Origin of the sequence: Streptomyces sp. NPDC002467, assembly GCF_042889825.1 — a bacterium.
Taxonomy (GTDB): Bacteria; Actinomycetota; Actinomycetes; order Streptomycetales; family Streptomycetaceae; genus Streptomyces.
Window position 1 is genome coordinate 12,616 of the sequence record NZ_JBIARJ010000013.1, and the last position, 20,989, is coordinate 33,604.

Genomic DNA, 20,989 nt, shown 5'->3' on the forward strand with positions numbered 1-20,989 from the left:
AGGCCCGTACATCACGTTCTTCGAAACCGGGTGTACACAGTTGTGCCGCGGTGCCCGATGACACGGTCTCTCCTCCGCGAGAGGCCTGTTGCCGGGCGCTGCGGCATGTCTGTATCCATGCCCTTTTCGATCTACCGTGATCCACGGTGATCTACCGTTTCAGGACCCACCACCTCGATGGCGTGCCGGGTCCGGGCAGCCTGCTCGACCGGTCGTCACGGAAGGGGCGAGGGGCGTCGCACCCGGCACGCTTCAGGCCATACCCATGTCGGCCGAAGTCACAAACCTGGCTCGGAGCTACTGATGTCTGACGAAACGCGCCCCCACCGCACCGCCGCGGTGATCCCGGCCGCCGGCCGGGGCGTACGCCTCGGCCCCGGCGCCCCCAAGGCCCTGCGGGCCCTCGGCGGCACCCCGATGCTCGTCCACGCCGTCCGCGCGATGGCCCGCTCGCGCGCGATCTCCCTCGTGGTGGTCGTCGCCCCGTCCGACGGGGCCGAGGAGGTGCGCCTCCTGCTCGGCGAGCACGCCCTGCCGGAGCGGACCGAGGTCCTCGTCGTCCCCGGCGGGGAGACCCGCCAGGATTCCGTACGGGCCGGCCTGCGCGCGCTCCCCTCGGACATCACCTCCGTCCTCATCCACGACGCGGCCCGCCCGCTCGTCCCCGTCGACACCGTGGACTCCGTCGTCGAGGCCGTGCACCGGGGCGCCGCCGCCGTGGTCCCCGCCCTGCCGCTCGCCGACACCGTCAAGGAGGTCGAGCCCGGCAAGCCCGGCGAGCCGGAGCCGGTCGTCGCCACGCCCGAGCGGGCCCGGCTGCGCGCCGTACAGACCCCGCAGGGCTTCGACGTCGCCACGCTGCTGCGCGCGCACGACGAGATCGCCGTCGCCGGCGAAGGCGCCACCGACGACGCGGGCATGGTCGAGCGGCTCGGCACCACCGTCCTGGTCGTGCCCGGCCACGAAGAGGCCTTCAAGGTCACCCGCCCGCTCGACCTGGTCCTCGCCGAGGCCGTACTCGCCCGCAGGAGGGCCACCGATGTCTACTGACCTGCCGCTGATCCCGCTCGTCGGCATCGGCACCGACGTGCACGCCTTCGAGACCGGCCGCGAACTGTGGTGCGCCGGCCTGCTGTGGGAGGGCGAGGACGGCCTCGCCGGCCACTCCGACGGGGACGTCGCCGCGCACGCCGCCTGCGACGCGCTGTTCTCCGCCGCCGGCGTCGGCGACCTCGGCGCGCACTTCGGCACCTCCCGCCCCGAGTGGTCCGGAGCCGCCGGCGTCACCCTCCTGGCGGAGGCCGCCCGCATCGTCCGCGCCGAGGGCTTCGAGATCGGCAACATCGCGATCCAGGTCATCGGAGTACGCCCGAAGATCGGCAAGCGGCGCGAAGAGGCGCAGAAGGCGCTCGCCGCCGCGGCGGGCGCCCCCGTCTCCGTCTCCGGCACCACCACCGACGGACTGGGCCTGACCGGACGTGCCGAAGGGCTCGCCGCCATCGCGACCGCCCTCGTGTACCGGACGAACCGGGACTGAAAACCGCCGGAGACGACACATCTTCGGCAACAAAGGTGCCCCGGGGCCCCAAAGGGTCGCGGGGCACTGCTATGCGCGCACTACCCTGGATGCCGTGACTATTCGCCTGTACGACACCAGCGCCCGGCAGATCCGCGACTTCGTCCCGCTCACCGAGGGCTGCGTCTCGATCTACCTCTGTGGCGCCACCGTCCAGGCGGCCCCGCACATCGGGCACATCCGGTCGGGCCTCAACTTCGACATGATGCGCCGCTGGTTCGAGTACCGGGGCTACGACGTCACCTTCATCCGCAACGTCACGGACATCGACGACAAGATCATCGCGAAGTCCGCCGAGCAGCGGCGCCCCTGGTGGTCCATCGGCTACGAGAACGAGCGGGCCTTCAATGACGGCTACACCGCCCTCGGCTGCCTGCCGCCCACCTACGAGCCCCGCGCCACCGGCCACGTCACCGAGATGGTCGAGATGATGCGCGGCCTCATCGAGCGCGGCCACGCCTACGAGTCCGAGGGCAACGTCTACTTCGACGTGAAGTCCTTCCCCGGCTACCTCTCGCTCTCCCGCCAGGAGCTCGACAACATCCGCCAGCCGGAGTCGACGGGCGAGACCGGCAAGCGCGACCCGCGCGACTTCGCCATGTGGAAGTCCGTCAAGCCGGGCGAGCCCTCCTGGGAGACCCCCTGGGGCCGCGGCCGTCCCGGCTGGCACCTCGAATGCTCCGCGATGGCGCACAAGTACCTCGGCGAGGCCTTCGACATCCACGGCGGCGGACTCGACCTGATCTTCCCGCACCACGAGAACGAGATCGCCCAGGCCAAGGCCTTCGGTGACGAGTTCGCCAACTACTGGGTGCACAACGCCTGGGTGACCATGTCCGGCGAGAAGATGTCCAAGTCCCTCGGGAACTCGGTCCTCGTCTCCGAGATGGTCAAGCAGTGGCGTCCCATCGTGCTGCGCTACTACCTCGGCACCCCGCACTACCGGTCGATGATCGAGTACAGCGAGGAGGCCCTGCGCGAGGCCGAGTCCGCGTTCGCGCGCATCGAGGGCTTCTACCAGCGCGTCATCGAGAAGGCCGGCTCGCCCGTCGAGCCCGCCGCCGAGGTCCCGCCCGCCTTCGCCGAGGCCATGGACGACGACCTCGGGGTCCCGCAGGCGCTCGCCATCGTCCACACCACCGTCCGCCAGGGCAACAGCGCGCTGGCGGCCGACGACAAGGACGAGGCCATCGCGCGCCTGTCCGAGGTGCGGGCCATGCTGCGCGTCCTCGGCCTGGACCCGCTCGACCCGCACTGGGCCGACGAGACCGACCGAGGCGAGGACCTCCACGGCGCCGTGGACACCCTCGTGCGCCTCGTCCTGGAACAGCGCGAGTCCGCCCGCGCCCGCAAGGACTGGGCCACCGCCGACGCCATCCGCGACCAGCTCCAGCAGTCGGGCCTCGTCATCGAGGACAGCCCGACCGGACCGCGCTGGACACTCGGACCCCGCTGAGCCGGGCAGCTCAGCCTGCTGTGCCGCCCGGCACTCCGGGCGGCACACTCTTCATACGTACATATCGCAGCACCAGACGAAACAGGTAGAAGTCATGGCCGGGAACAGCCAGCGCAGGAACCGCCGCACGTCCAACAAGAAGGGCGCCACGGTCGGCAGCGGTGGCCAGCGGCGCAAGGGCCTGGAGGGCAAGGGCCCCACCCCCAAGGCCGAGGACCGCAAGAAGCACAAGGCCAACCGGATCGCCAACGCCATGGCCCGCCAGGCCGCCAAGCGCCGCCCGGCCCCGCGCCGCGGCGGCCCCAAGGGCACGAGCGAGATGGTCGTCGGCCGCAACCCGGTCTTCGAGGCCCTGCGCGACGGCGTACCCGCCACCACCCTGTACGTCCAGCAGTTCATCGACAACGACGAGCGCGTCCGCGAGGCCCTGCGCCTCGCTGGCGAGCGCGGCAACATCAACCTGATGGAAGCCCCGCGCCCCGAGCTCGACCGCATGACCAACGGGCTCAACCACCAGGGCCTGGTCCTCCAGGTCCCGCCGTACGAGTACGCGCACCCCGAGGACCTCACCGACGCCGCCCACGACAACGGCGAGGACCCCCTCATCGTCGCCCTCGACGGCGTCACCGACCCGCGCAACCTCGGCGCGATCGTCCGCTCCGTCTCCGCCTTCGGCGGCCACGGCGTGGTCATCCCCGAGCGCCGCGCCGCCGGCATGACCGCCGGTGCCTGGAAGACCTCCGCCGGCACCGCCGCCCGCACCCCGGTCTCCCGCGTCACCAACCTGACCCGCGCCCTCCAGGACTACAAGAAGGCCGGCATCACCATCGTCGGCCTCGCCGCCGAGGGCACGCACGAGGTGCAGGACCTGGAGGCGCTCGCCGGCCCGGTCGTCATCGTCGTCGGTTCCGAGGGCAAGGGCCTCGGCCGCCTCGTCGGCGAGAACTGCGACTTCCTCGTCCGCATCCCGATGCCGGGTGGCGCCGAGTCGCTGAACGCCGGTGTCGCCGCGGGCGTCGTCCTCTACGAGGCGGCCCGCCGCCGCGCCACGACCCCGCGCACCTGATCTCCGCGTCGATCCGCGCGTCGATCCCCGCGTTGATCCACTTGGCTCACGGAAAGTGACCCGTGAGCGTGCCACCCCGCCCGTTTCGGGCGGGGTGGCTTGATCTTGACGGGCCTCGGACACATCCCTGCTGTCAAGGCAGTGTCCTAAACACTGATCACTCGGTTAGATGAGTGTGGACACCAGAACGTCAGGGTTCGACGACCAGCCGGCGCTGAGCATGGTCAAGGTGCCGTGCGACCCCGCACAGGTCATCGTCAACCACGCCAGCTTCCGCGTGCGGCTCGCACCGAGCACGAGCGCGCGTTCCAAGCCCGCGAACGCCCCCTCCCGCGCACCCGTCCTCGGCGGTGCCGTGGTCGCTGCCGCCGGGGCCACCCGCCGCCGGGCCCCCGTCGTCTGGAGCGGCAGGTCGGCCCCCGGCGACTCCGCCGCCATGGGCGGACTCCTCCAGGCCGTACGCGAGGCCGGGCGCGGCCGCGACGAGTACGGCGGCGACTACGACGGCGGAGCCACCCAGGTCATCCCGCGCATCGACCTCGCCCACGACCTCGCCGACGACACCCTCGCCACGCCGACCGTCATCGGTCAGCGCAGCTACGGCGATCCGGACGAGACCCGCACGATGGCCCCCGTACGGGACCTGCCGTACGAGCCCGCGCACGCCGGCGGGGGCCTCGACCAGGGCACGGAAGGCCGACGCGCCGCCGCCGACTCCCGCGGCCAGGCCTCGTACTACCCGGGCCGCCGCATGAACCTCGGCGTCGTCCTGCTCCCGCTGCGCTGCTTCCTCGGCTTCATCTCCATCTACGCCGGCATGGGCAAGCTGTGCGACCCCGTCTACTTCGACGGCGGCGAGCGCGGCTCCATGGTCACCTGGCTGCGCACCCTGCACCCCTGGGCGCTGGCCGAGCCGCTGCGCGACTTCGCCCTCGCCCACCCCGTCGGCGCCGGGCTCACCGTGGCCTTCCTCCAGGTCATCGTCGGCGTCCTGACCGTCTTCGGCCTGTGGCAGCGCTTCGCCGCCTGCATCGGCGCGCTGCTCTCCGCCGCGCTCCTGATGACGGTGAGCTGGAAGACCGTCCCCGCCTACGACGCGCCCGACATCATCTACCTCGCCGCCTGGAGCCCGCTGATCATCGCGGGCGCGCCCGTCTACTCCCTCGACGGACGCCTCGCCGGGGAGGCCTGGCGCACCCTCGGCCCCCGCTCCGAGATCTGGCAGCTGCGGCGGCGCGTCCTGCGGCGCGGGGCGGTCATGGCCACCGTCGTCTGCGGGCTCACGCTGCTCGTCGGTTCCCTCCTCGGCGGCGCGGTCCGCTCCAGCACCGTGGTCACCGTGCCCGGCCCGGGTCAGGCCCCGACCAACTACCTCCCCGGCCAGCCGCTGCCGCAGGCGCCGGCGCGGCAGCAGCCGTCGCAGCAGCCGAAGTCCGGCAAGCCGCAGCCGTCCGCCACGGCCACCGGGCCCTCCGCGAAGCCCGGGGCGAGCGCCTCGGGCGGCCCCGCCCGCGAGACCGCCGGGACGGGCTCGCAGTCGCCCAGCGCGACGAAGGGCACCACCGGCAAGTCGACCCCGCGCAGCACCCCCCGCCAGTCGACCTCGCCGAAGGCCCCGGCCGGCTCGGGGAGCAGCGCGAACGGCGCGGGCGCGCCCAGCAAGCAGCCGGCCAACCTGATCGGCGGCCTCATCGGCTGAGCCGGGCGGTCGCGTACGAACGAGGGGCCCGGCGCACGGGAGGCGCCGGGCCCCTCCGCGTGCCGCGGGGTTCGTGCCGGGGGCCGTACAGGGGCGTACGGGGGTTGTACGGCGGGCTGTGCGGCGAGCCGTACGGTGGGGGGCGTGCTGCGGGCCATGCGGGCGGGTCGTACCGGGCCTCAGGGCGCGGTCTGGGACGCCAACTCCCTTGCCGCCTCGGTGAGGTCCTTCGCGGTGTCGATCGCCCGCCAGTAGGCCCCCTGCGGCAGCGGGAAGCCCGCCAGCCGCCGCTCGCGCGCCAGGCGCGGGAACGTCGTCCGCTCGTGGTCCCCCAAGTCGGGTAGCAGCGAGGCGAATTCGGGCCCGAAGACGTACACGCCCGCATTGACCGGGTACGGCGACGGCGGCGCCTCGATGAAGTCCAGGACCTGCCCGAACTCGTTCGTCTCCACCACTCCCCACGGGATCCGCGGCCGGGCCAGTGCCAGGGTCGCCGTCGCGCCGCGCTCCTCGTGGAAGGCGGCCATCTCGCGCAGCGAGAACCGGGTCCAGATGTCCCCATTCGTCGCGTACCAGGCCCGGTCCGGGTGCGGCAGGTGCTTGGCCGCGTACTTGAGGCCGCCGCCCCGGCCCAGCGGCTCCTCCTCCACCACCGTCGTCACGCGCAGCGGCAACCGGGCCCCGGCCAGCCACTCCTGGAGCACCTCGGCGAGGTGCCCGCAGGACACCACGGCGTCCGTGACGCCCTCCGAGGCCAGCCAGGCCAGTTGATGGCCGATGATCGGCACCCCCGTGCCCGGGATCTCGACCATCGGCTTCGGCCGGTCGTCCGTATACGGCCGCAGCCGCGAACCCTGGCCGCCCGCCAGGACGACTGCCTGGGTGGGTGCGGCGGGCAACGCGGCTGCGGGGGAGGCGGATCGGGGGGTTTCGTTCATGGGGGCCAGCGTAGGGAGGCGGTCCGCCTCAGCCCATGGAGGCGACGCCGGTCGCGTACGAGGTGTCGCACACGGGCCGCGCGAAGGACTGCGCCTTGGTCGGTCCGTACGCCTCGACGGCGGCCCGTCCCAGCGCCCGCGCGATTCCGACGCAGTGCTCGGCGAGCGACGGCCGCCTGTTCACCTCCTGCTGGAGGTCGGTGAGTACGTCACCCGGCGCCTTGCCCCGCTGCAACTGGCCGACGAGGTCGTCGCGCAGCACCTCGTGCGCGGCGCGCGGCTTCGCGGGGGCGGAGACGCCCTCGGCGGAGGCGGTCAGGATCTGGGAGGAGGAATTGTCCGCCCAGGGGACCATCGTGACCGCGAGCGTCCCGGACAGGACCAGGACGACGGGCAGGACCAGGGCGAGGGAACGGCCGATTCGGCGGGCAGTGTGGGTCACGAGGGCGAGAGTAGCGCTCGGTGAGGATTTGGCGACATTTAGTCACTCGGTCGGGGGATGGTTCGACGTGGCTTTTCGATTTATGGGTTGACGTGCCGGGGTCGAATGCCACGAAAAGGGGCGCCCCTTGACGGGACGCCCCTCCGATCTCGCTTTGCCGGCAGGTCAGTCGGAGAGCCGCTCGCCGGACGAGGTCGAGAACACGTGGATCTCGCCGGGCCGCGGCACCACGTGCAGCGTCGAGCCCTTCTCCGGCACCTGGCGGCCGTTCACGCGGACCACGATGTCCTGCGAACCCGCGTCCGTGGCGGACTTGGCGGAGCCGTAGACGTAGCCGTCGGCGCCGAGTTCCTCGACGACGTTCACGACGATGCTGAGACCGCCCTCGGTGCCGATGTCGAAGTGCTCCGGGCGCACGCCGACCGTGACGGTGCGGTCGCCCGCGTCGGCCGCGGCGGACAGCGCCTCGCGCGACACCGGGACGACGCTGTCGCCGAACTTCACGCCGCCGTCGGCGATCGGGACCTCGACCAGGTTCATGGCCGGGGAGCCGATGAAGCCGGCGACGAAGAGGTTCGCGGGGCGGTCGTACATGTTGCGCGGGGTGTCGACCTGCTGGAGCAGACCGTCCTTGAGCACGGCCACCCGGTCGCCCATGGTCATGGCCTCGACCTGGTCGTGCGTCACGTACACGGTCGTGATGCCGAGGTCGCGCTGGAGCGCGGCGATCTGGGTGCGGGTGGACACGCGGAGCTTGGCGTCCAGGTTCGACAGCGGCTCGTCCATGAGGAACACCTGCGGCTTGCGCACGATGGCCCGGCCCATGGCGACGCGCTGGCGCTGACCGCCGGAGAGCGCCTTGGGCTTGCGATCGAGGTACTGGGTCAGGTCGAGCATCTTCGCCGCGTCCTCCACCTTGCGGCGGATGGTGGCCTTGTCCTCACCGGCGATCTTGAGCGCGAAGCCCATGTTGTCGGCGACGGACATGTGCGGGTAGAGCGCGTAGTTCTGGAACACCATCGCGATGTCCCGGTCCTTGGGCGGCAGGTGCGTGACGTCGCGGTCGCCGATGCGGATGGCGCCGCCGTTGACGTCCTCCAGGCCGGCGAGCATGCGCAGCGAGGTGGACTTGCCGCAGCCGGACGGACCGACGAGGACGAGGAACTCGCCGTCCGCGATCTCCAGCTCCAGCTGGTCCACGGCGGGCTTTTCGCCGCCGGGGTAGAGCCGGGTCGCCTTGTCGAAAGTGACAGAAGCCATGGTGATGAATCCCTTCTACCGGCAGGAACGTGCCGGACGATCCGAGTGGAAGGAAGATGGGTCTAGTCCAGTGGGCGGACTCCGCCCGACGCTACCCGGCGATCCACCCGCTGTCAGCACCCGCACGGTCGTGACTTCGAACTCTGTGCGATCTGTCGGAGGCGGCTGCTTGGATGGCGCGCATGACCGCCACCCCGCGTCCCCGTGACGTCCACGAACTGATCCGCGTCCTCCCCGACGTCCCGACCCTGCGCGACCGCTGCCGGGCGATGGCGGCCCTGGAGGTGCTGATGGGTAGCCGGTACGGCCGCTACTTCGACTACGACCCGGCGTGGGCCCCGGGCACCGAGGCCGCACTCATGAACAACGGCTCGGGCGACGAGTACGCCATCCTCTTCACGACCGACGGGGTCTTCGGTCGAGGCTTCGACCACGAGTCCTGGATGAGCCCTTACACGAACGAGGACATGGAGCTGTGGCCCGGCCTCGTCGACACCCTGCCGGAGGTCTTCCGACCGCTCCTCGACGAGCCCGCCTTCTGCGACGACGGCGTGCAGGTGGCCACGGTCGTCTTCTGGCGGGAGACGGCGGACACCGCCTGGCGGGCGGGCCCGGTGGAACTCCCCGAGGAGGGGGCCGACGGCACGGGCCACCTCTTCGACGTCCTGGCGGCGGGCACCCCGGAGGCGTACGCGGACTGGGCGGCCGACTACTACGAGCGGGAGCTCGACCTCGACGCGGTCCGGCACGTGTTCGGGCTGCGACCGCTCACGGAGGCGGTGGTCAAGGCCCTGGCCCCGGAGGCGGAGGCGGGCGCCGTGGCGGCGGCGATGGACGGGATCGGGTACCCGTTGGTGCGTTGACGGCTAGGGGACAGAGCACGTGCCTTTGTCCGGAGACAGGCAGAGCAACGTACTTTTGACCTGTGCCTGGCAAAGCCACCGCTTTTCTCCACGGCACTACCAGGCCTCACTGCACTCACGAGCAGTGCTTCCTGCTTCGACGCCTGCTGCCGGCCCGACACGACCCTCGGGGTCGCGCCTGGTCGGTCCTACGCAAGCTCCACAGGCATTGCGGCCGACGGCCCGTCGGTCCGTACTGCACATCGCTATGCCGCCGGCACGAGATCCAGCAGCTCCGAAGCCTTGATCACAGGCGGCGGCACGCGCCCCGGCGGCAGCGCCAGCGCCACCGTCCAGTACAGCCTCATCCCCTCGTCCCGGAGGTTCACGGCCGCGTTCGTGTCGCGGTCGTGAGCCGCCCCGCACTCCGCGCAGGTCCACTCACGGACCGACACATCGAGCTTCGGCCCCTTCGCGTGGCACGCGGAGCAGCGCCGGGTCGACGGGAAGTACCGGTCCACGATCACCAGCGTCCGCCCGTACCACGCGCATTTGTAGCGGAGTTGGCGCAACAGCTCACCCCAGGCCGCGTCGATGATCGACCGGTTCAGCGCGGCCTTGCGGCGACGCCCCTTGCCCGTCGCCCGCCGCAGGAGATTGACGACCGGCAGGTCCTCCACCACGAGCACTTGGTTCTCGTGCACGAGGCGGGTCGTGAACTGGTCCAGCAGATCACGACGGACATCACCGATCGAGGCGTACAGGCGGGCGATCCGGTCCCGCACCTTCCCCCGGTTCTTCGAACCCTTCTTCTTCCGGTGCAGATCTCGCTGAAGGGACGAGAGCTGCTTCTCGTATTTCGCCAGGAGCCGCGGATGGGGGAGCTTCTCCCCGTCGTCCATGGTCACCAGTGTCGCGAGCCCGAGGTCCAGGCCCACCGCTTTCGGCTCCTGGCTGTCTTGCCGGAACACCTCGGGGAGCGGGACGATCACCTCTTCCACCAGTACGGAGAGGAAGAACCGGCCGGCCCTGTCCCGGGTCACGGTCAGCTTCACCGGCAACTGCCCCGGAGGAAGCGCACGCGACCAGCGCACATCCAGCGGGGTCGTCTGTTTGGCGAGCAGGACCGTCGCTGTGCCGGGACGCGTCGGCTCCTCGACCCAGCGGAAGCCGGTGCGGACGTAGGTCGCCGAGTCCTTCGACCGGTGCTTGGACTTCCGCTGCGGGTACTTCGCCGAACCTTTGAAGAACCGCGTGAACGCGGAGTCGAGGTGCCGCAGGGCCTGTTGGAGGACGGTCGACGAGGTCTCCTTCAGCCACGCCGTCTCCGGCACCCGCTTCCAGCCGGTCAGGGCCCGGCAGGTTTCTGCGAAGCCGAGTGAGACCTTGTGTTCCTCCCAGGCCTTGGCGCGGAGGGCGAGGCCCTCGTTGTAGACCCAGCGGCAGGCGCCGAAGGTCTGGGTGAGCTGGGCCGCCTGGTCGGGGGTCGGATAGAAGCGGAAGCGATAGACGCGTTGCTGCGTGCCCGGCTCTCTGACCAGCCCCTTCAGTGGTGCGGCTTTCCGGGCTTGGTGTTTGGTCCGGTCGCCCACGCCGAGGAGTTCGCGTTTGATGCGCTGGGCTTCCTCCCCCGTTACCCGGTCTGTCATCTCCCCTCCCACGATCTGATCTTCGGAACGGCACATCAGTACGTTCAACGAACGCATGCGTGAGGGGTCACGGGTGCGGGATCAATGTGATGGCTCCGGGAATCGAGCGCTGTGTAGAGTGATGACGGCTCCACACGTGGCGGGTTAGCGGGTGGGTGTCGTGCCCCCTTAGCTCAGTCCGGCCAGAGCGCCGCACTTGTAATGCGTAGGTCGTCGGTTCGAATCCGACAGGGGGCTCCATCCCAGGTCAGAAGCTTGACGGCCAAGGGAATTCGTACGGAAACGGAAGGCCCCGGGTGATCACCCGGGGCCTTCCGTCGTCATGTCAGTGCCGGCCCGAGATGCGGTCGGCCAGGCGGGCCAGGGGGGTTGTCGTGGGGCGGTGGGTGGCCGTCTCCTGGCGGTCCGCCTCGCGGTAGGCGGCGTACAGGGCCTGGACGCCGAGCCAGCGGAAGGGTTCCGGTTCCCAGCGGCGGACGCGGTGGTTCACCCAGGGGAGCGTCGTGAGGGCGGTGGGTTCGCCCAGGACCAGGTCGCGCAGGGTGCGGGCCGCCAGGTTGGCGGTGGCCACGCCCGAGCCGACGTAGCCGCCCGCCCAGCCGAGGCCGCTGGTGGAGTCCAGGGTGACGGTGGCGCACCAGTCGCGGGGGACGCCGAGGACGCCCGACCAGGCGTGGGTGATCTCCGTCCCGGCGAGCTGCGGGAAGAAGGTCGTCAGGAGGGTCGTGAGGGACTCGATGGTGGCGGGCTGGGTGCGACCGTCGTTGTCGGTGCGGGAGCCGAAGCGGTACGGGACGCCGCGACCACCGATCGCGATGCGGTCGTCGGCGGTGCGCTGGGCGTACATGTAGGCGTGGGCCATGTCGCCGAGGAGGGGGCTGTCGGCCCAGTTGAGCTGGGACCACACGGAGTCCGGGAGGGGAGCCGTGACGATCATCGAGGAGTTCATCGGGAGCCAGGAGCGCTTCTGGCCCTTGAGGGCCGCGGTGAAGCCCTCGGTGCAGCGCAGGACGTACGGGGCACGGACCGTGCCGTAGGGGGTGACGGCCCTGCGCGGTTCGATCCGCGTGACGGGGGTCGACTCGTGGATGACGACGCCGAGCCTTTCGCAGGCCGCGGCCAGGCCCTTGACCAGCTTGAGGGGGTGGATGCGGGCGCCGTGCGGGGTCCAGCTGGAGCCGACGGCGTCGGCGATGTTGATGCGGCCGCGGGTCTCCGTGGCGTCGTACAGCTCGCGGTCGGTCTCGCCGAAGGAGAGTTCGGCGGTGTGGAAGGCCTTGAGGCGGCCCAGTTGGGCGGGAGTGCGGGCGACTTCGAGGACGCCGCCGCGGTGGATGTCGGCGTCGACGCCTTCCTTGGCGGTGACGTCGATGACCTCGGTGACGGTGTCGTTCATGGCCTGCTGGAGGCGCTGGGCGGCCGGCCGGCCGTGGAGGGCGGCGTACCGGTCGCGGCCCGCGATGCCGTTGTAGAGCCAGCCGCCGTTGCGGCCGGAGGCGCCGTAGCCGCAGAACTTCTGCTCCAGGACGGTGACGCGCAGGTCGGGGGCGGAGGACTTGAGGTAATAGGCGGTCCACAGGCCGGTGTAGCCGCCGCCGACGATGACGACGTCGGCGGTCGCGTTGGCGGTCAGGGGCGGCCGGGGTGGGGTGGTGGAGGTGGTGTGGTCGGTCGCGTACCAGAAGGAAATGCCGCCGTTGATCGTCATGGGGGAGTTGGTACACCCCGTTTCGAGGGGGTGTCCAGGGACGGATTGTCGTGCCTTGGGGGCTGAGGGGTGGCCGGATGGTCGATGTGGGCGGGGTGGCGGGGGCCGTAGGGCGGTCTAGGGTGCGGGGATGATTCGTACTGCTGTGATCGGTGATGTTCCCGTCATCCACGCGATGATCCGCGAGCTCGCCGCGTACGAGAAGGTGCCGCACGAGGCGCGGGCGACCGAGGAGCAGTTGCGGGAGGCGCTGTTCGGGGAACGGCCGGCGGTGTTCGCGCACATAGCGGAGTCGGAGGACGGCGAGGTCGCCGGCTTCGCGATGTGGTTCCTGAACTTCTCGACGTGGCGCGGTGTGCACGGCATCTACCTGGAGGACCTGTACGTCCGCCCCGGCGTGCGCGGGGGCGGCCACGGGAAGGCGCTGCTACGGGAGTTGGCGCGGATCTGCGTGGAGCGCGGGTACGAGCGGCTGGAGTGGTCGGTGCTCGACTGGAACTCGCCCGCCATCGACTTCTACCGCTCGCTCGGGGCGGTGCCCATGGACGAGTGGACGGTGTACCGGCTGACGGACGGGGCCCTGGCGGAGCTGGGTTCGTAGGGGTTCAGGGTTCCAGTACGACCTTGCCGGTGGTGGCGCGGTTCTCCAGGGCGCGGTGGGCGGCCGCGGCCTCGGCGAGGGGGAAGCGGGTCAGGGCCGGGCGCAGACGGCCGGCGGCGGCCTCGGCGAGGGCGCGGGTCTCCAGTACGCGCAGGGGGTCGGGGGCGCCGACGCGCCGGAGCATGGCGGGGCCGAGGACGCTCGGGGCGGTGATGCCGCGGGCGGTGATTTCGGCGCGGTCGGCGTCGGTGAGCGGGGTCGGGCCGCCGGACCAGCCGAAGACGAGGTGCCGGGCGCCGGGGGCGAGCAGGCCGAGGGCGGTGCGGGCGGTTTCGCCGCCGACGGAGTCGAAGAGGACGGTGGCCCCGGCGGGGTACGCCGCACGGACGGCATCGGACCAGTCGGGGGCGGTGTAGTCGAGGGCGAGGTCGGCGCCGTTCGCGGCGGCCAGGGCGGTCTTGGCGGGGCCGCCGGCGAGGGCGATGACGGCGGCGCCCGCGTTCTTCGCGTACTGGACGAGCAGCGTGCCGATGCCTCCGGCGGCGGCGGTGACGAGGGCGGTCGCGCCCGGGCCGAGTTCGGCGAACTGGAGGATCCCGAGGGTGGTGCGGCCGGTCCCGATCATGGCGACGGCCGCGGCGGGGTCGAGTCCGGCGGGTACCTCGTGGAGCCGGTCGGCGTCGGCGACGGCGTACTCGGCGTAGCCGCCGGGGGCGAAGCCGAGGTGGGTGACGACGGCCTTGCCGAGCCAGGCGGGATCGGTGCCGTCGCCGAGGGCGTCGACGGTGCCGGAGACCTCCCGGCCGGGGATCGTGGGGAGCTCGGGGAGGGCGGGGGCGGGGCCCTGGACGCCCTCGCGCAGCGCGGTGTCGAGGAGGTGCGCCCCGGCGGCGGCCACCGCGATGCGGACCTGGCCGGGGCCGGGGCGGGGGGTGTCGGCGGGCTCGTAGGAGAGGTTCTCGGCGGGGCCGAAGGCGTGGAGGCGGATGGCGTGCATGCGGCAAGCCTCGTACCTGAAGCGTGGTCGAGGTCAAGGGATTGTCGGTGGGGTGCGTGACGATGGGGGCATGGCGCGGAACGGACAGCAGCAGCGGACGGTGAAGGCGGCACGACGGCCGGAGGTGCGGCTGCCGGAGCCGGTGGTGTGGGAGGGCGGTGAGCTGGAGCCGGACGGGGACTACGACGGGCTGGAGTTCACGGATCTCGACCTGGCGGGGCAGGAGGGCGTGGGGGCCCGCTTCATGGACTGCGCGCTGCGGCGGTGCGCGCTGGACGGGACGGGGCTGGCGAAGGCGCGGTTCCTGGACTCGGTGCTGGAAGGGGTCCGGGGGGTGGGCACGGACCTGGCGGGGGCCTCGTTCCGGGACGTGGAACTGGTGGACGCGCGGCTGGGCGGGGTCCAGATGTACGGGTCGGTGCTGGAGCGGGTGCTGGTGCGGGGCGGCAAGATCGACTATCTGAACCTGCGGACGGCGCGGCTCAAGGACGTGGTCTTCGAGGGGTGCGTGCTCGTGGAGCCGGATTTCGGGGGCGCGGTGCTGGAGCGGGTGGAGTTCCGCGACTGCGTCGTGCGGGGGGTGGACTTCGGCGGGGTGCGGATGACGGACGTCGACCTGCGGGGGGTCGCGGAGCTGTCGATCGGGCGGGGGGTGGATGCGTTGGCGGGGGCGGTGATCAGCCCGGCGCAGCTGCTCGACCTGGCACCGGCGATGGCGGCCCATCTGGGGCTCCGGGTGCTTTCGTAGTTCCGACGGCCACCCGTACCGCCGTGCCGTCGGGGTCGGGTGTGCGGTGGGGCGCCCCCGCAGGGCGTCGAACGAAACCCGCTCGTGTTGCCGGTGCGGCATTGGGTTCGACGCCCGAGGAGGTGCCCCGGCGCGCGCCCGGCCCCGACGGCCCATCCTGCGGTCCGGCTCGGGCGGGGGTGCCGCTGCGCGGGGCCGTCCCCTACCCGCCCTTCCACCGTTCCCCGGGCTCCGCCCGGACCCGGCGGGGGCTCCGCCCCGGACCCCCGGTCCTCAAACGCCGGACGGGCTGGAGTCGGGGCTCCGCCCCGGACCCCGCGCCTCAAACGCCGGCGAGGCTGAAATGCCCGGGCCTCAAGTGCCGGTGGGGCTGAGGTTGCCCGCCGGCGAGGTTGGGTCAGGCCGGGACGCGGGGGAACTTGGCCTGGAGGGTCCAGATCGCCGGGTTGTCGGCCAGGCCCTCGTGCATGTCGATCAGGTCCGCCACGAGGTCGTGGAGGAAGTCGCGGGCCTCGCGCCGCAGCAGGCGGTGGCTGAAGGTGAGGGGGTCTTCCTCCGGCGGCATCCAGTCCGCCTCGATGTCGACCCAGCCGAAGCGCCGCTCGAACAGCATCCGGTCCGTGGATTCGGTGAAGTCGAGTTCGGCGTACTGCCTGCGGGAGGCGCGGCTGCCGCGCGGGTCCTGGTCGAGCTGCTCGACGATGTCGCACAGGGCCCAGGCGAAGTCGAGTACGGGTACCCATCCCCAGGCTGTGGACACCTCCCGGTCCTTGACGGTGTCCGCGAGGTAGACGTCCCCGCAGAACAGGTCGTGCCGCAGGGTGTGGACGTCCGCAGAGCGGTAGTCGGTCTGCGGGGGGTCCGGGAAGCGCCGGGAGAGGGAGTAGCCGATGTCGAGCACGTACCCGATGGTGTCACGGGGTCCGGTGCGGTGCTCACCCCGACCGGCGAGGTCCTCCACCGGCGGGCTCCCCGGCCGCCGGACGGAGTTCGGCGCAGCGGCCCGAAGCCTGTGGGGCGCCCCGGCGTCGAGCAGTGCGAGGGCTGCGTTCAAGAGGAGAGGAGGCGTTGTTCCTTGGCGACCGATACCGCGCCCGCGCGGGTGTCGACGCCGAGCTTGTCGTAGATGCGGCCCAGGTGCGTCTTGACCGTGGCCTCGCTGATGAAGAGCGCCCGGGCGATCTCGCGGTTGCCGAGGCCGCGGGCCAGTTGGCCCAGGATGTCCAGCTCGCGGTCGGTGAGGGTCGGGCGGCTGCCGCGCATGTGGGCCATCACGCGGCTGGCGACCGGTGCGGAGAGCGTGGTGCGGCCCTGGGCGGCGGAGTGGATGGCGGCGAAGAGTTCTTCCGGGCGTTCCGCCTTGAGGAGGTAGCCGGTGGCGCCCGCCCCGATCGCGCGGGTGATGTCCGCGTCCGTGTCGTAGGTGGTGAGGACCAGGACGTGAGGGGGGTTGGGGGCGGATGTGATCCGGCGGGTGGCCTCCACCCCGTCGATGCCCTCGCCGAGCTGGAGGTCCATGAGGACCACGTCGGGCCGGAGCTTCGCGGCCAGCGCGACGGCCTCCTCGCCGCTGCCAGCTTCGCCGAGGACTTCGATGTCCGGTTCGCTGCCCAGGAGGGCGAGGAGTCCGGCGCGGACGACGACGTGGTCGTCGCAGAGGAGGATCGTTGTCATCCGGTGGGCTCCAGGGGGACTGAGGCGGAGAGGACGGTGCCCTCGCCCGGCGTGGATTCGATGGTGAGGGTGCCGCCCAGCTGGCGGACGCGGGCCCGCATGGCGGGGAGGCCGTGGCCGCGTTGCGGGGTGCCGGTGGTGGTGGCGGCCGACGGCTCGGGCTCGGTGAAGCCGTGGCCGTCGTCGGCGATGTCCAGGACGACCTGGTCGCCGAGGTAGGTGAGGGTGAGGGCGGCCGTACGGGCGCCGGAGTGTTCGCGGATGTTGGCGAGGGCCCCTTGCGCTATGCGCAGCAGGGCGGACTGGACGCGGTCCGGGAGGGCGGTCGGGCTGCCTTCGAGGTGGAAGCGGACCTCGATCTCCGGACCGGCGTCCAGGGCGCGCAGGGCGTCGGCGAGGCCGGCGCCGTCGGCGAGCTCGGAGGGGGCCAGGTCGTGGACCAGCCGGCGGGCCTCGGCGAGGCCGTGCGCGGCGATCCCGGTGGCGGTACGGACGTGCGCGCGGGCGGTGGCGGGGTCGGTGTCCCAGGTGCGGTCGGCGGCCTGGAGCAGCATCTGCTGGCTGGAGAGGTTCTGGGCCAGGGTGTCGTGGATCTCCATGGAGAGGCGCTGCCGTTCGGCGAGGGTGCCTTCGCGGCGTTCGGTGGCGGCCAGCTCCCGGCGGGTGCGGATCAGGTCGTCGATGAGTGCGCGCTGGGCCTGCGTCTGGCGTTCCATGTGGACGAAGACGGCGGTGGCGAGGGCGGCGACGGCGGGCGGCGCGAGGAGCAGGTTGGGGTCGAAGGCCTTCGCGAGCTGGAGCTGCGCGATGACGACGAAGGTGGTGAGGAGGGCGACGAGGACGATCGCGGCGCGCGGGGGGAGGGTGCGGAGGGCCGTGAAGAAGAGGGGTACGGCGCACCAGGCGAAGCTCGGCGCGAGGACGACCAGGACCACCCAGGTGGCGACGACGAGCCCGAGCCAGACGAGGCGGCGGGGGGTGGGCGCGGCGTCCCGGATGCCGAGGGCCGGGCCGAGTACGTAGAGCAGGGCCAGGGTGATGCTGAGGGCGATGATCCACGGGGTGCGGGGGTCGCCGGGGTGGCGGAGGAGGAATCGGGCCAGGGAGGCGCCGAGGAGCAGGAAGAACGCGGTGTGCGCGACCGTGGCCAGGGTTCGGGAGTCCGGGTTGCGGGCGGGGGTCACGGCGTGCTCCTGGGTTGGGGGGCTGTGTTCCATTGTCGGGTGCGGGTGCCTGCGGCGCGGGGTGGTGGCGGTGCCGCTGCCGGTCGGCGGGTGCGGCTCCGTTGCCGGGGGCTCCGCCCCGGACCCCGCTCCTCAGACGCCGGAGGGGCTGGGTTCGGCCGGTGTCGGTGGGTGGGTGCGGCTCCGTTGCCGGGTGCGCTGCCCCCGGACCCCCGCGCCTCGAACGCCGGCGGGGCCGGATGCGTCCCCGGCGGGGACGGGGCCGAAGCCGGCGGGGCTGGATCGGTGAGGGCGTGCAGGTGCGTGACCAGCCAATACCGCCGTGGAGCGGGTGCGCATCAGCCGATCGGTTGACCCTCGGGTCAGCCGGTGCGGTGGGCGGGCGGAGCCGGTACGGGGACGGGGTGGCGGGGGGTTCGGGCCCAGGCTTGTAGCAGGGAAGGAGCCGGGCCCCACAGCACCGCGGGCCCGCTCGCCGACCGCCCCCTTGCCGTCACCGCGTCACCGCACTCAGGAGTAGAGATGAACACCCGCACCCGCGTTCTCACCGGTACCGCCCTCGCCATCGCCCTGGGCGCCGGGACCTTCGGTGCCGTCAGCGCCAGTGCCACCCCCGCCCCGGAGTCCGCCCCGGCCGCCGCCGCGAAGAAGAAGGACGACGGCGACGACAAGAACTTCACCACCACCACGCACCTCACCATCGACGCCGCCACCCGCGCCGCCCAGGCAACGCTGAAGGCCGCGCAGTCCGAGAACCAGAAGGTCACGGTCGCGGTGGTGGACCGCAACGGCAACACCATCGTCACCCTGCGCGGCGACGGCGCCGGCCCGCAGTCCTACGAGTCGGCCCAGCGCAAGGCCTTCACGGCCGTGTCGTGGAACGCCCCGACCTCGGTGCTCGCGGGCCGTCTCGCCCAGGCCCCGAACCTGAAGGACATCCCCGGCACCCTCTTCCTCGGTGGCGGCGTCCCGGTCCAGGCGAACGGCGCCCCGGTCGCCGGCATCGGCGTGGCCGGCGCCCCGAGCGGCGACCTGGACGAGAAGTTCGCCAAGGCCGGCGCCGACAGCCTTTCGAAGTAAGTAGAGAAGAAGCAGGACAAGTAGTGGACGAGTGCCGGCCAAGAAGTAGGACAAGTCGGTCGGAGACTTAGGATCGGGCGTGTGGAACACCGCGCGCTCATCCGCCTCGCCGCCCCTGCCGTCGCAGCCCTGATCGCCCTCACCGCGGGGTGTACGGGTGGCACGGTGCAGGGGCGGCCGGGTGCGTCCGGGCTGCGGGACCCGTACTTCCCCAAGGCCGGCAATGGCGGATACGACGTCGACCACTACGCGCTGGACCTGGACTACGACCCCGCCGACGGCCGGCTGGACGGCACGGCCGTCATCACGGCCCGCGCGGAGCAGGGGCTCAGCTCCTTCAACCTCGACCTCAGCGGTCTGACGGTCGAGAGCGTGACCGTGCAGGGCGAGCCGGCCCGCCACAACCGGGCCGGCAACGAGCTGACGGTGCGGCCGGCCGAGGACCTGAAGAAGGGCGAGGTCTTCCGCGTCGAGGTCGACTACGGCGGAAGGCCCAAGGCCATCGTGGACGCGGACTCCTCCAAGGAGGGGTGGATCACCACGCCCGGCGGTGCCGTCGGCGTCGGCGAGCCGGTCGGGTCGATGGCCTGGTTCCCCGGCAACCACCACCCGAGCGACAAGGCCACGTACGACATCACGCTCACCGTCCCGCACGGCTACGAGGCCGTGTCCAACGGGGAGTTGCGCTCCCGCACCGAGACCGGCGACGGGCGGACCGAGTTCGCCTGGCACAGCCCGGAGCCGATGGCGAGCTATCTGGCGACCGCGGTCGTGGGCCCGTACAAGGTGACGACCACGAAGACGCCGTCGGGCGTCCCCGTCTACAACGCGGTGGCCCCGGGCGAGGCGGCCGCGAGCGCGGGTGTGCTGGCGCGGCTGCCGGAGATCGTGGAGTGGGGCAGCGGCCGGTTCGGGCCCTACCCGTTCGGCACGACCGGCGCGATCGTGCTGCCGAAGGGCACGTTGACGTACGCGCTGGAGACCCAGACCAGGCCCGTCTTCTCCGGTGCGCCCGCCGAGGAGGACCTCGTGGTGCACGAGTTGGCCCACCAGTGGTTCGGGGACTCGGTGTCGCCGAAGTCCTGGAAGGACATGTGGCTCAACGAGGGCTTCGCGACCTATGCCGAGTGGCTGTGGGCCGAGGACCACGGCGGGGTGAGCGCGCAGAAGCACTTCGAGGCCTTCCTGGCCGGCGACACCTCCGTGGACGACGACGCGGCCACCGACTGGGACGCCTTCCCGCCCGCCGCCCCGCCCGGGCCCGAGCACATCTCGGGGAACCCGGTGTACTACCGGGGCGCGATGGTCCTGCACCGGATCCGGCAGGAGGTCGGGGACGCGAAGTTCTTCGACCTGCTGCGCGGTTGGGCCGTCGACCACCGGCACGGGAACGCGAACACGGCCGATTTCACCGCGTACGCCGAGAAGCGGACGGGCCACGACCTGAAGAAGGTCTGGGACGTCTGGCTGTACGGGGAGGGCCGGCCCCGGTGAGTCCGTCCGGGTCCCGCTGGAGGGGCTTGCGCATCACCGTGCAGGCGCGGCCCAGTTCGCGGTCCCGGGCCTGGCGCAGGGCGGTGTAGCCCTGCGACCGCCAGAAGGCGGCGCCGTTGGGGTTGTCGTCGAGTACGGCGATCCGCACGCCCGCGCGGCCGGCGGCCCGGAAGCGGTCCTCGACGAGGCCGGCCACGGCGCGGCCGAAGCCCTCGCGGTGCGCGGTGGCGTCGATGAGCAGCAGCCCGATCCACGGGTCCGGATCCCCGGAGGCCGGGTCGGGGTGGTGGGCGAGGGTGGCCGCGAGCCCGACGAGGCGGCCGGCGGAGCGGGCCAGGAGCACCTCGGCGCCGTCGTGGGCGAGTTCGTCGGCGAGGGCGGTCGCGACCTGTTCGACGGTGATGCGGTGCGGATCGGGGAAGTCGCCGCTGAGCTCGAAGAAGGCGTGGTTCGTCGCGTAGAGGGCGGCGATCTCGGTGAGGACCGGTCCGGGCAGTGCGCCGTCGACGGTGACGAGCGGTTGGAGGATCACCTGTCGCACCGTAGCGAAGCCCCCTCCCCGGACGGCTGGGAGG

General features: G+C 72.1%; 20 protein-coding genes and 1 tRNA gene. 11 read left to right on the forward strand and 10 right to left on the reverse strand.

Annotated features, from left to right (window positions below; all coding sequences use genetic code 11):
- The first annotated feature begins 303 nt into the window (after nucleotides 1-303).
- From ispD to ACFYYJ_RS25270, 5 genes are all read left to right on the forward strand, one after another.
- Nucleotides 304-1,050 (forward strand): 2-C-methyl-D-erythritol 4-phosphate cytidylyltransferase, encoded by a 747-nt coding sequence (ispD, locus tag ACFYYJ_RS25250; protein ID WP_385364918.1) that lies wholly within the window; start codon nucleotides 304-306, stop codon nucleotides 1,048-1,050.
- Nucleotides 1,040-1,537: a 2-C-methyl-D-erythritol 2,4-cyclodiphosphate synthase gene (gene ispF / locus ACFYYJ_RS25255; RefSeq protein ID WP_385129627.1), complete on the forward strand. Its 498-nt coding sequence runs from the start codon at nucleotides 1,040-1,042 to the stop codon at nucleotides 1,535-1,537. The genes ispD and ispF overlap by 11 nt, the downstream gene beginning before the upstream one ends.
- A gap of 94 nt (nucleotides 1,538-1,631) precedes the next feature.
- A complete protein-coding gene (gene cysS / locus ACFYYJ_RS25260) occupies nucleotides 1,632-3,032 on the forward strand; it encodes a cysteine--tRNA ligase (RefSeq protein WP_385129625.1) in 1,401 nt (466 codons plus the stop codon).
- Between the two features lie 94 nt (nucleotides 3,033-3,126).
- Complete coding sequence (rlmB, locus tag ACFYYJ_RS25265) at nucleotides 3,127-4,098, forward strand: 23S rRNA (guanosine(2251)-2'-O)-methyltransferase RlmB (protein ID WP_389135629.1); 972 nt, start codon at nucleotides 3,127-3,129, stop codon at nucleotides 4,096-4,098.
- Between the two features lie 169 nt (nucleotides 4,099-4,267).
- On the forward strand, nucleotides 4,268-5,797 hold the full coding sequence (locus ACFYYJ_RS25270) for a DoxX family membrane protein (protein ID WP_385364917.1): 1,530 nt from the start codon (nucleotides 4,268-4,270) through the stop codon (nucleotides 5,795-5,797).
- A gap of 179 nt (nucleotides 5,798-5,976) precedes the next feature.
- Here the strand turns inward: ACFYYJ_RS25270 and ACFYYJ_RS25275 are convergent, their stop codons facing one another.
- The 3 genes from ACFYYJ_RS25275 to ACFYYJ_RS25285 form a co-directional block, all read right to left on the reverse strand.
- Nucleotides 5,977-6,735: an NDP-sugar synthase gene (locus tag ACFYYJ_RS25275; RefSeq protein ID WP_385129620.1), complete on the reverse strand. Its 759-nt coding sequence runs from the start codon at nucleotides 6,733-6,735 to the stop codon at nucleotides 5,977-5,979.
- A 28-nt stretch (nucleotides 6,736-6,763) separates the two neighbouring features.
- Nucleotides 6,764-7,177: a hypothetical protein gene (locus tag ACFYYJ_RS25280; RefSeq protein ID WP_376658573.1), complete on the reverse strand. Its 414-nt coding sequence runs from the start codon at nucleotides 7,175-7,177 to the stop codon at nucleotides 6,764-6,766.
- A 165-nt stretch (nucleotides 7,178-7,342) separates the two neighbouring features.
- Nucleotides 7,343-8,437 (reverse strand): ABC transporter ATP-binding protein, encoded by a 1,095-nt coding sequence (locus ACFYYJ_RS25285; RefSeq protein ID WP_385129617.1) that lies wholly within the window; start codon nucleotides 8,435-8,437, stop codon nucleotides 7,343-7,345.
- A gap of 182 nt (nucleotides 8,438-8,619) precedes the next feature.
- Here ACFYYJ_RS25285 and ACFYYJ_RS25290 point away from each other — a divergent pair, with 182 nt between their 5' ends.
- Nucleotides 8,620-9,300, forward strand: a complete 681-nt coding sequence (locus ACFYYJ_RS25290) for a hypothetical protein (protein WP_389135633.1) — start codon at nucleotides 8,620-8,622, stop codon at nucleotides 9,298-9,300.
- A gap of 245 nt (nucleotides 9,301-9,545) precedes the next feature.
- On the opposite strand, the gene ACFYYJ_RS25295 is transcribed toward ACFYYJ_RS25290, so the two are convergent.
- Complete coding sequence (locus ACFYYJ_RS25295; RefSeq protein ID WP_389135636.1) at nucleotides 9,546-10,928, reverse strand: RNA-guided endonuclease InsQ/TnpB family protein; 1,383 nt, start codon at nucleotides 10,926-10,928, stop codon at nucleotides 9,546-9,548.
- Nucleotides 10,929-11,090: 162 nt separating this feature from the next.
- On the opposite strand from ACFYYJ_RS25295, the gene ACFYYJ_RS25300 reads away from it, so the two are divergent.
- Nucleotides 11,091-11,168: transfer RNA gene (locus tag ACFYYJ_RS25300), tRNA-Thr, on the forward strand.
- Between the two features lie 85 nt (nucleotides 11,169-11,253).
- Here the strand turns inward: ACFYYJ_RS25300 and ACFYYJ_RS25305 are convergent.
- Nucleotides 11,254-12,636: an NAD(P)/FAD-dependent oxidoreductase gene (locus ACFYYJ_RS25305; protein WP_385129612.1), complete on the reverse strand. Its 1,383-nt coding sequence runs from the start codon at nucleotides 12,634-12,636 to the stop codon at nucleotides 11,254-11,256.
- A 130-nt stretch (nucleotides 12,637-12,766) separates the two neighbouring features.
- Here ACFYYJ_RS25305 and ACFYYJ_RS25310 point away from each other — a divergent pair, with 130 nt between their 5' ends.
- Nucleotides 12,767-13,237 (forward strand): GNAT family N-acetyltransferase, encoded by a 471-nt coding sequence (locus ACFYYJ_RS25310; RefSeq protein WP_389135640.1) that lies wholly within the window; start codon nucleotides 12,767-12,769, stop codon nucleotides 13,235-13,237.
- A 4-nt stretch (nucleotides 13,238-13,241) separates the two neighbouring features.
- Here the strand turns inward: ACFYYJ_RS25310 and ACFYYJ_RS25315 are convergent, their stop codons facing one another.
- Entirely contained in the window at nucleotides 13,242-14,234 is a 993-nt protein-coding gene (locus ACFYYJ_RS25315) for a zinc-binding dehydrogenase (protein WP_389135643.1), read from the reverse strand.
- Nucleotides 14,235-14,304: 70 nt separating this feature from the next.
- Here ACFYYJ_RS25315 and ACFYYJ_RS25320 point away from each other — a divergent pair, with 70 nt between their 5' ends.
- Nucleotides 14,305-14,982 carry a pentapeptide repeat-containing protein gene (locus ACFYYJ_RS25320; RefSeq protein WP_389135645.1) on the forward strand — a complete coding sequence of 226 codons (678 nt, stop codon included), beginning with the start codon at nucleotides 14,305-14,307 and terminating at the stop codon, nucleotides 14,980-14,982.
- Between the two features lie 397 nt (nucleotides 14,983-15,379).
- Here ACFYYJ_RS25320 and ACFYYJ_RS25325 read toward each other — a convergent pair whose 3' ends face one another.
- The 3 genes from ACFYYJ_RS25325 to ACFYYJ_RS25335 all read right to left on the reverse strand — a co-directional run bounded on the left by ACFYYJ_RS25325 (nucleotide 15,380) and on the right by ACFYYJ_RS25335 (nucleotide 17,873).
- Nucleotides 15,380-15,883, reverse strand: a complete 504-nt coding sequence (locus tag ACFYYJ_RS25325; protein WP_384737204.1) for a hypothetical protein — start codon at nucleotides 15,881-15,883, stop codon at nucleotides 15,380-15,382.
- A 149-nt stretch (nucleotides 15,884-16,032) separates the two neighbouring features.
- A complete protein-coding gene (locus ACFYYJ_RS25330) occupies nucleotides 16,033-16,656 on the reverse strand; it encodes a response regulator (protein ID WP_385129605.1) in 624 nt (207 codons plus the stop codon).
- Entirely contained in the window at nucleotides 16,653-17,873 is a 1,221-nt protein-coding gene (locus ACFYYJ_RS25335) for a sensor histidine kinase (protein ID WP_385365891.1), read from the reverse strand. The genes ACFYYJ_RS25330 and ACFYYJ_RS25335 overlap by 4 nt, the downstream gene beginning before the upstream one ends.
- Before the next feature lie 489 nt (nucleotides 17,874-18,362).
- Here ACFYYJ_RS25335 and ACFYYJ_RS25340 point away from each other — a divergent pair, with 489 nt between their 5' ends.
- Entirely contained in the window at nucleotides 18,363-18,920 is a 558-nt protein-coding gene (locus tag ACFYYJ_RS25340; RefSeq protein WP_389135648.1) for a heme-binding protein, read from the forward strand.
- Between the two features lie 81 nt (nucleotides 18,921-19,001).
- Nucleotides 19,002-20,414 (forward strand): M1 family metallopeptidase, encoded by a 1,413-nt coding sequence (locus ACFYYJ_RS25345; RefSeq protein WP_389135651.1) that lies wholly within the window; start codon nucleotides 19,002-19,004, stop codon nucleotides 20,412-20,414.
- Here ACFYYJ_RS25345 and ACFYYJ_RS25350 read toward each other — a convergent pair.
- The gene (locus ACFYYJ_RS25350; RefSeq protein WP_389135653.1) at nucleotides 20,329-20,946 is read right to left on the reverse strand and encodes a GNAT family N-acetyltransferase; all 618 of its coding nucleotides are present in this window, start codon (nucleotides 20,944-20,946) and stop codon (nucleotides 20,329-20,331) included. The two genes, ACFYYJ_RS25345 and ACFYYJ_RS25350, sit on opposite strands and share 86 nt — an antisense overlap.
- Between the last annotated feature and the right edge of the window lie 43 nt (nucleotides 20,947-20,989).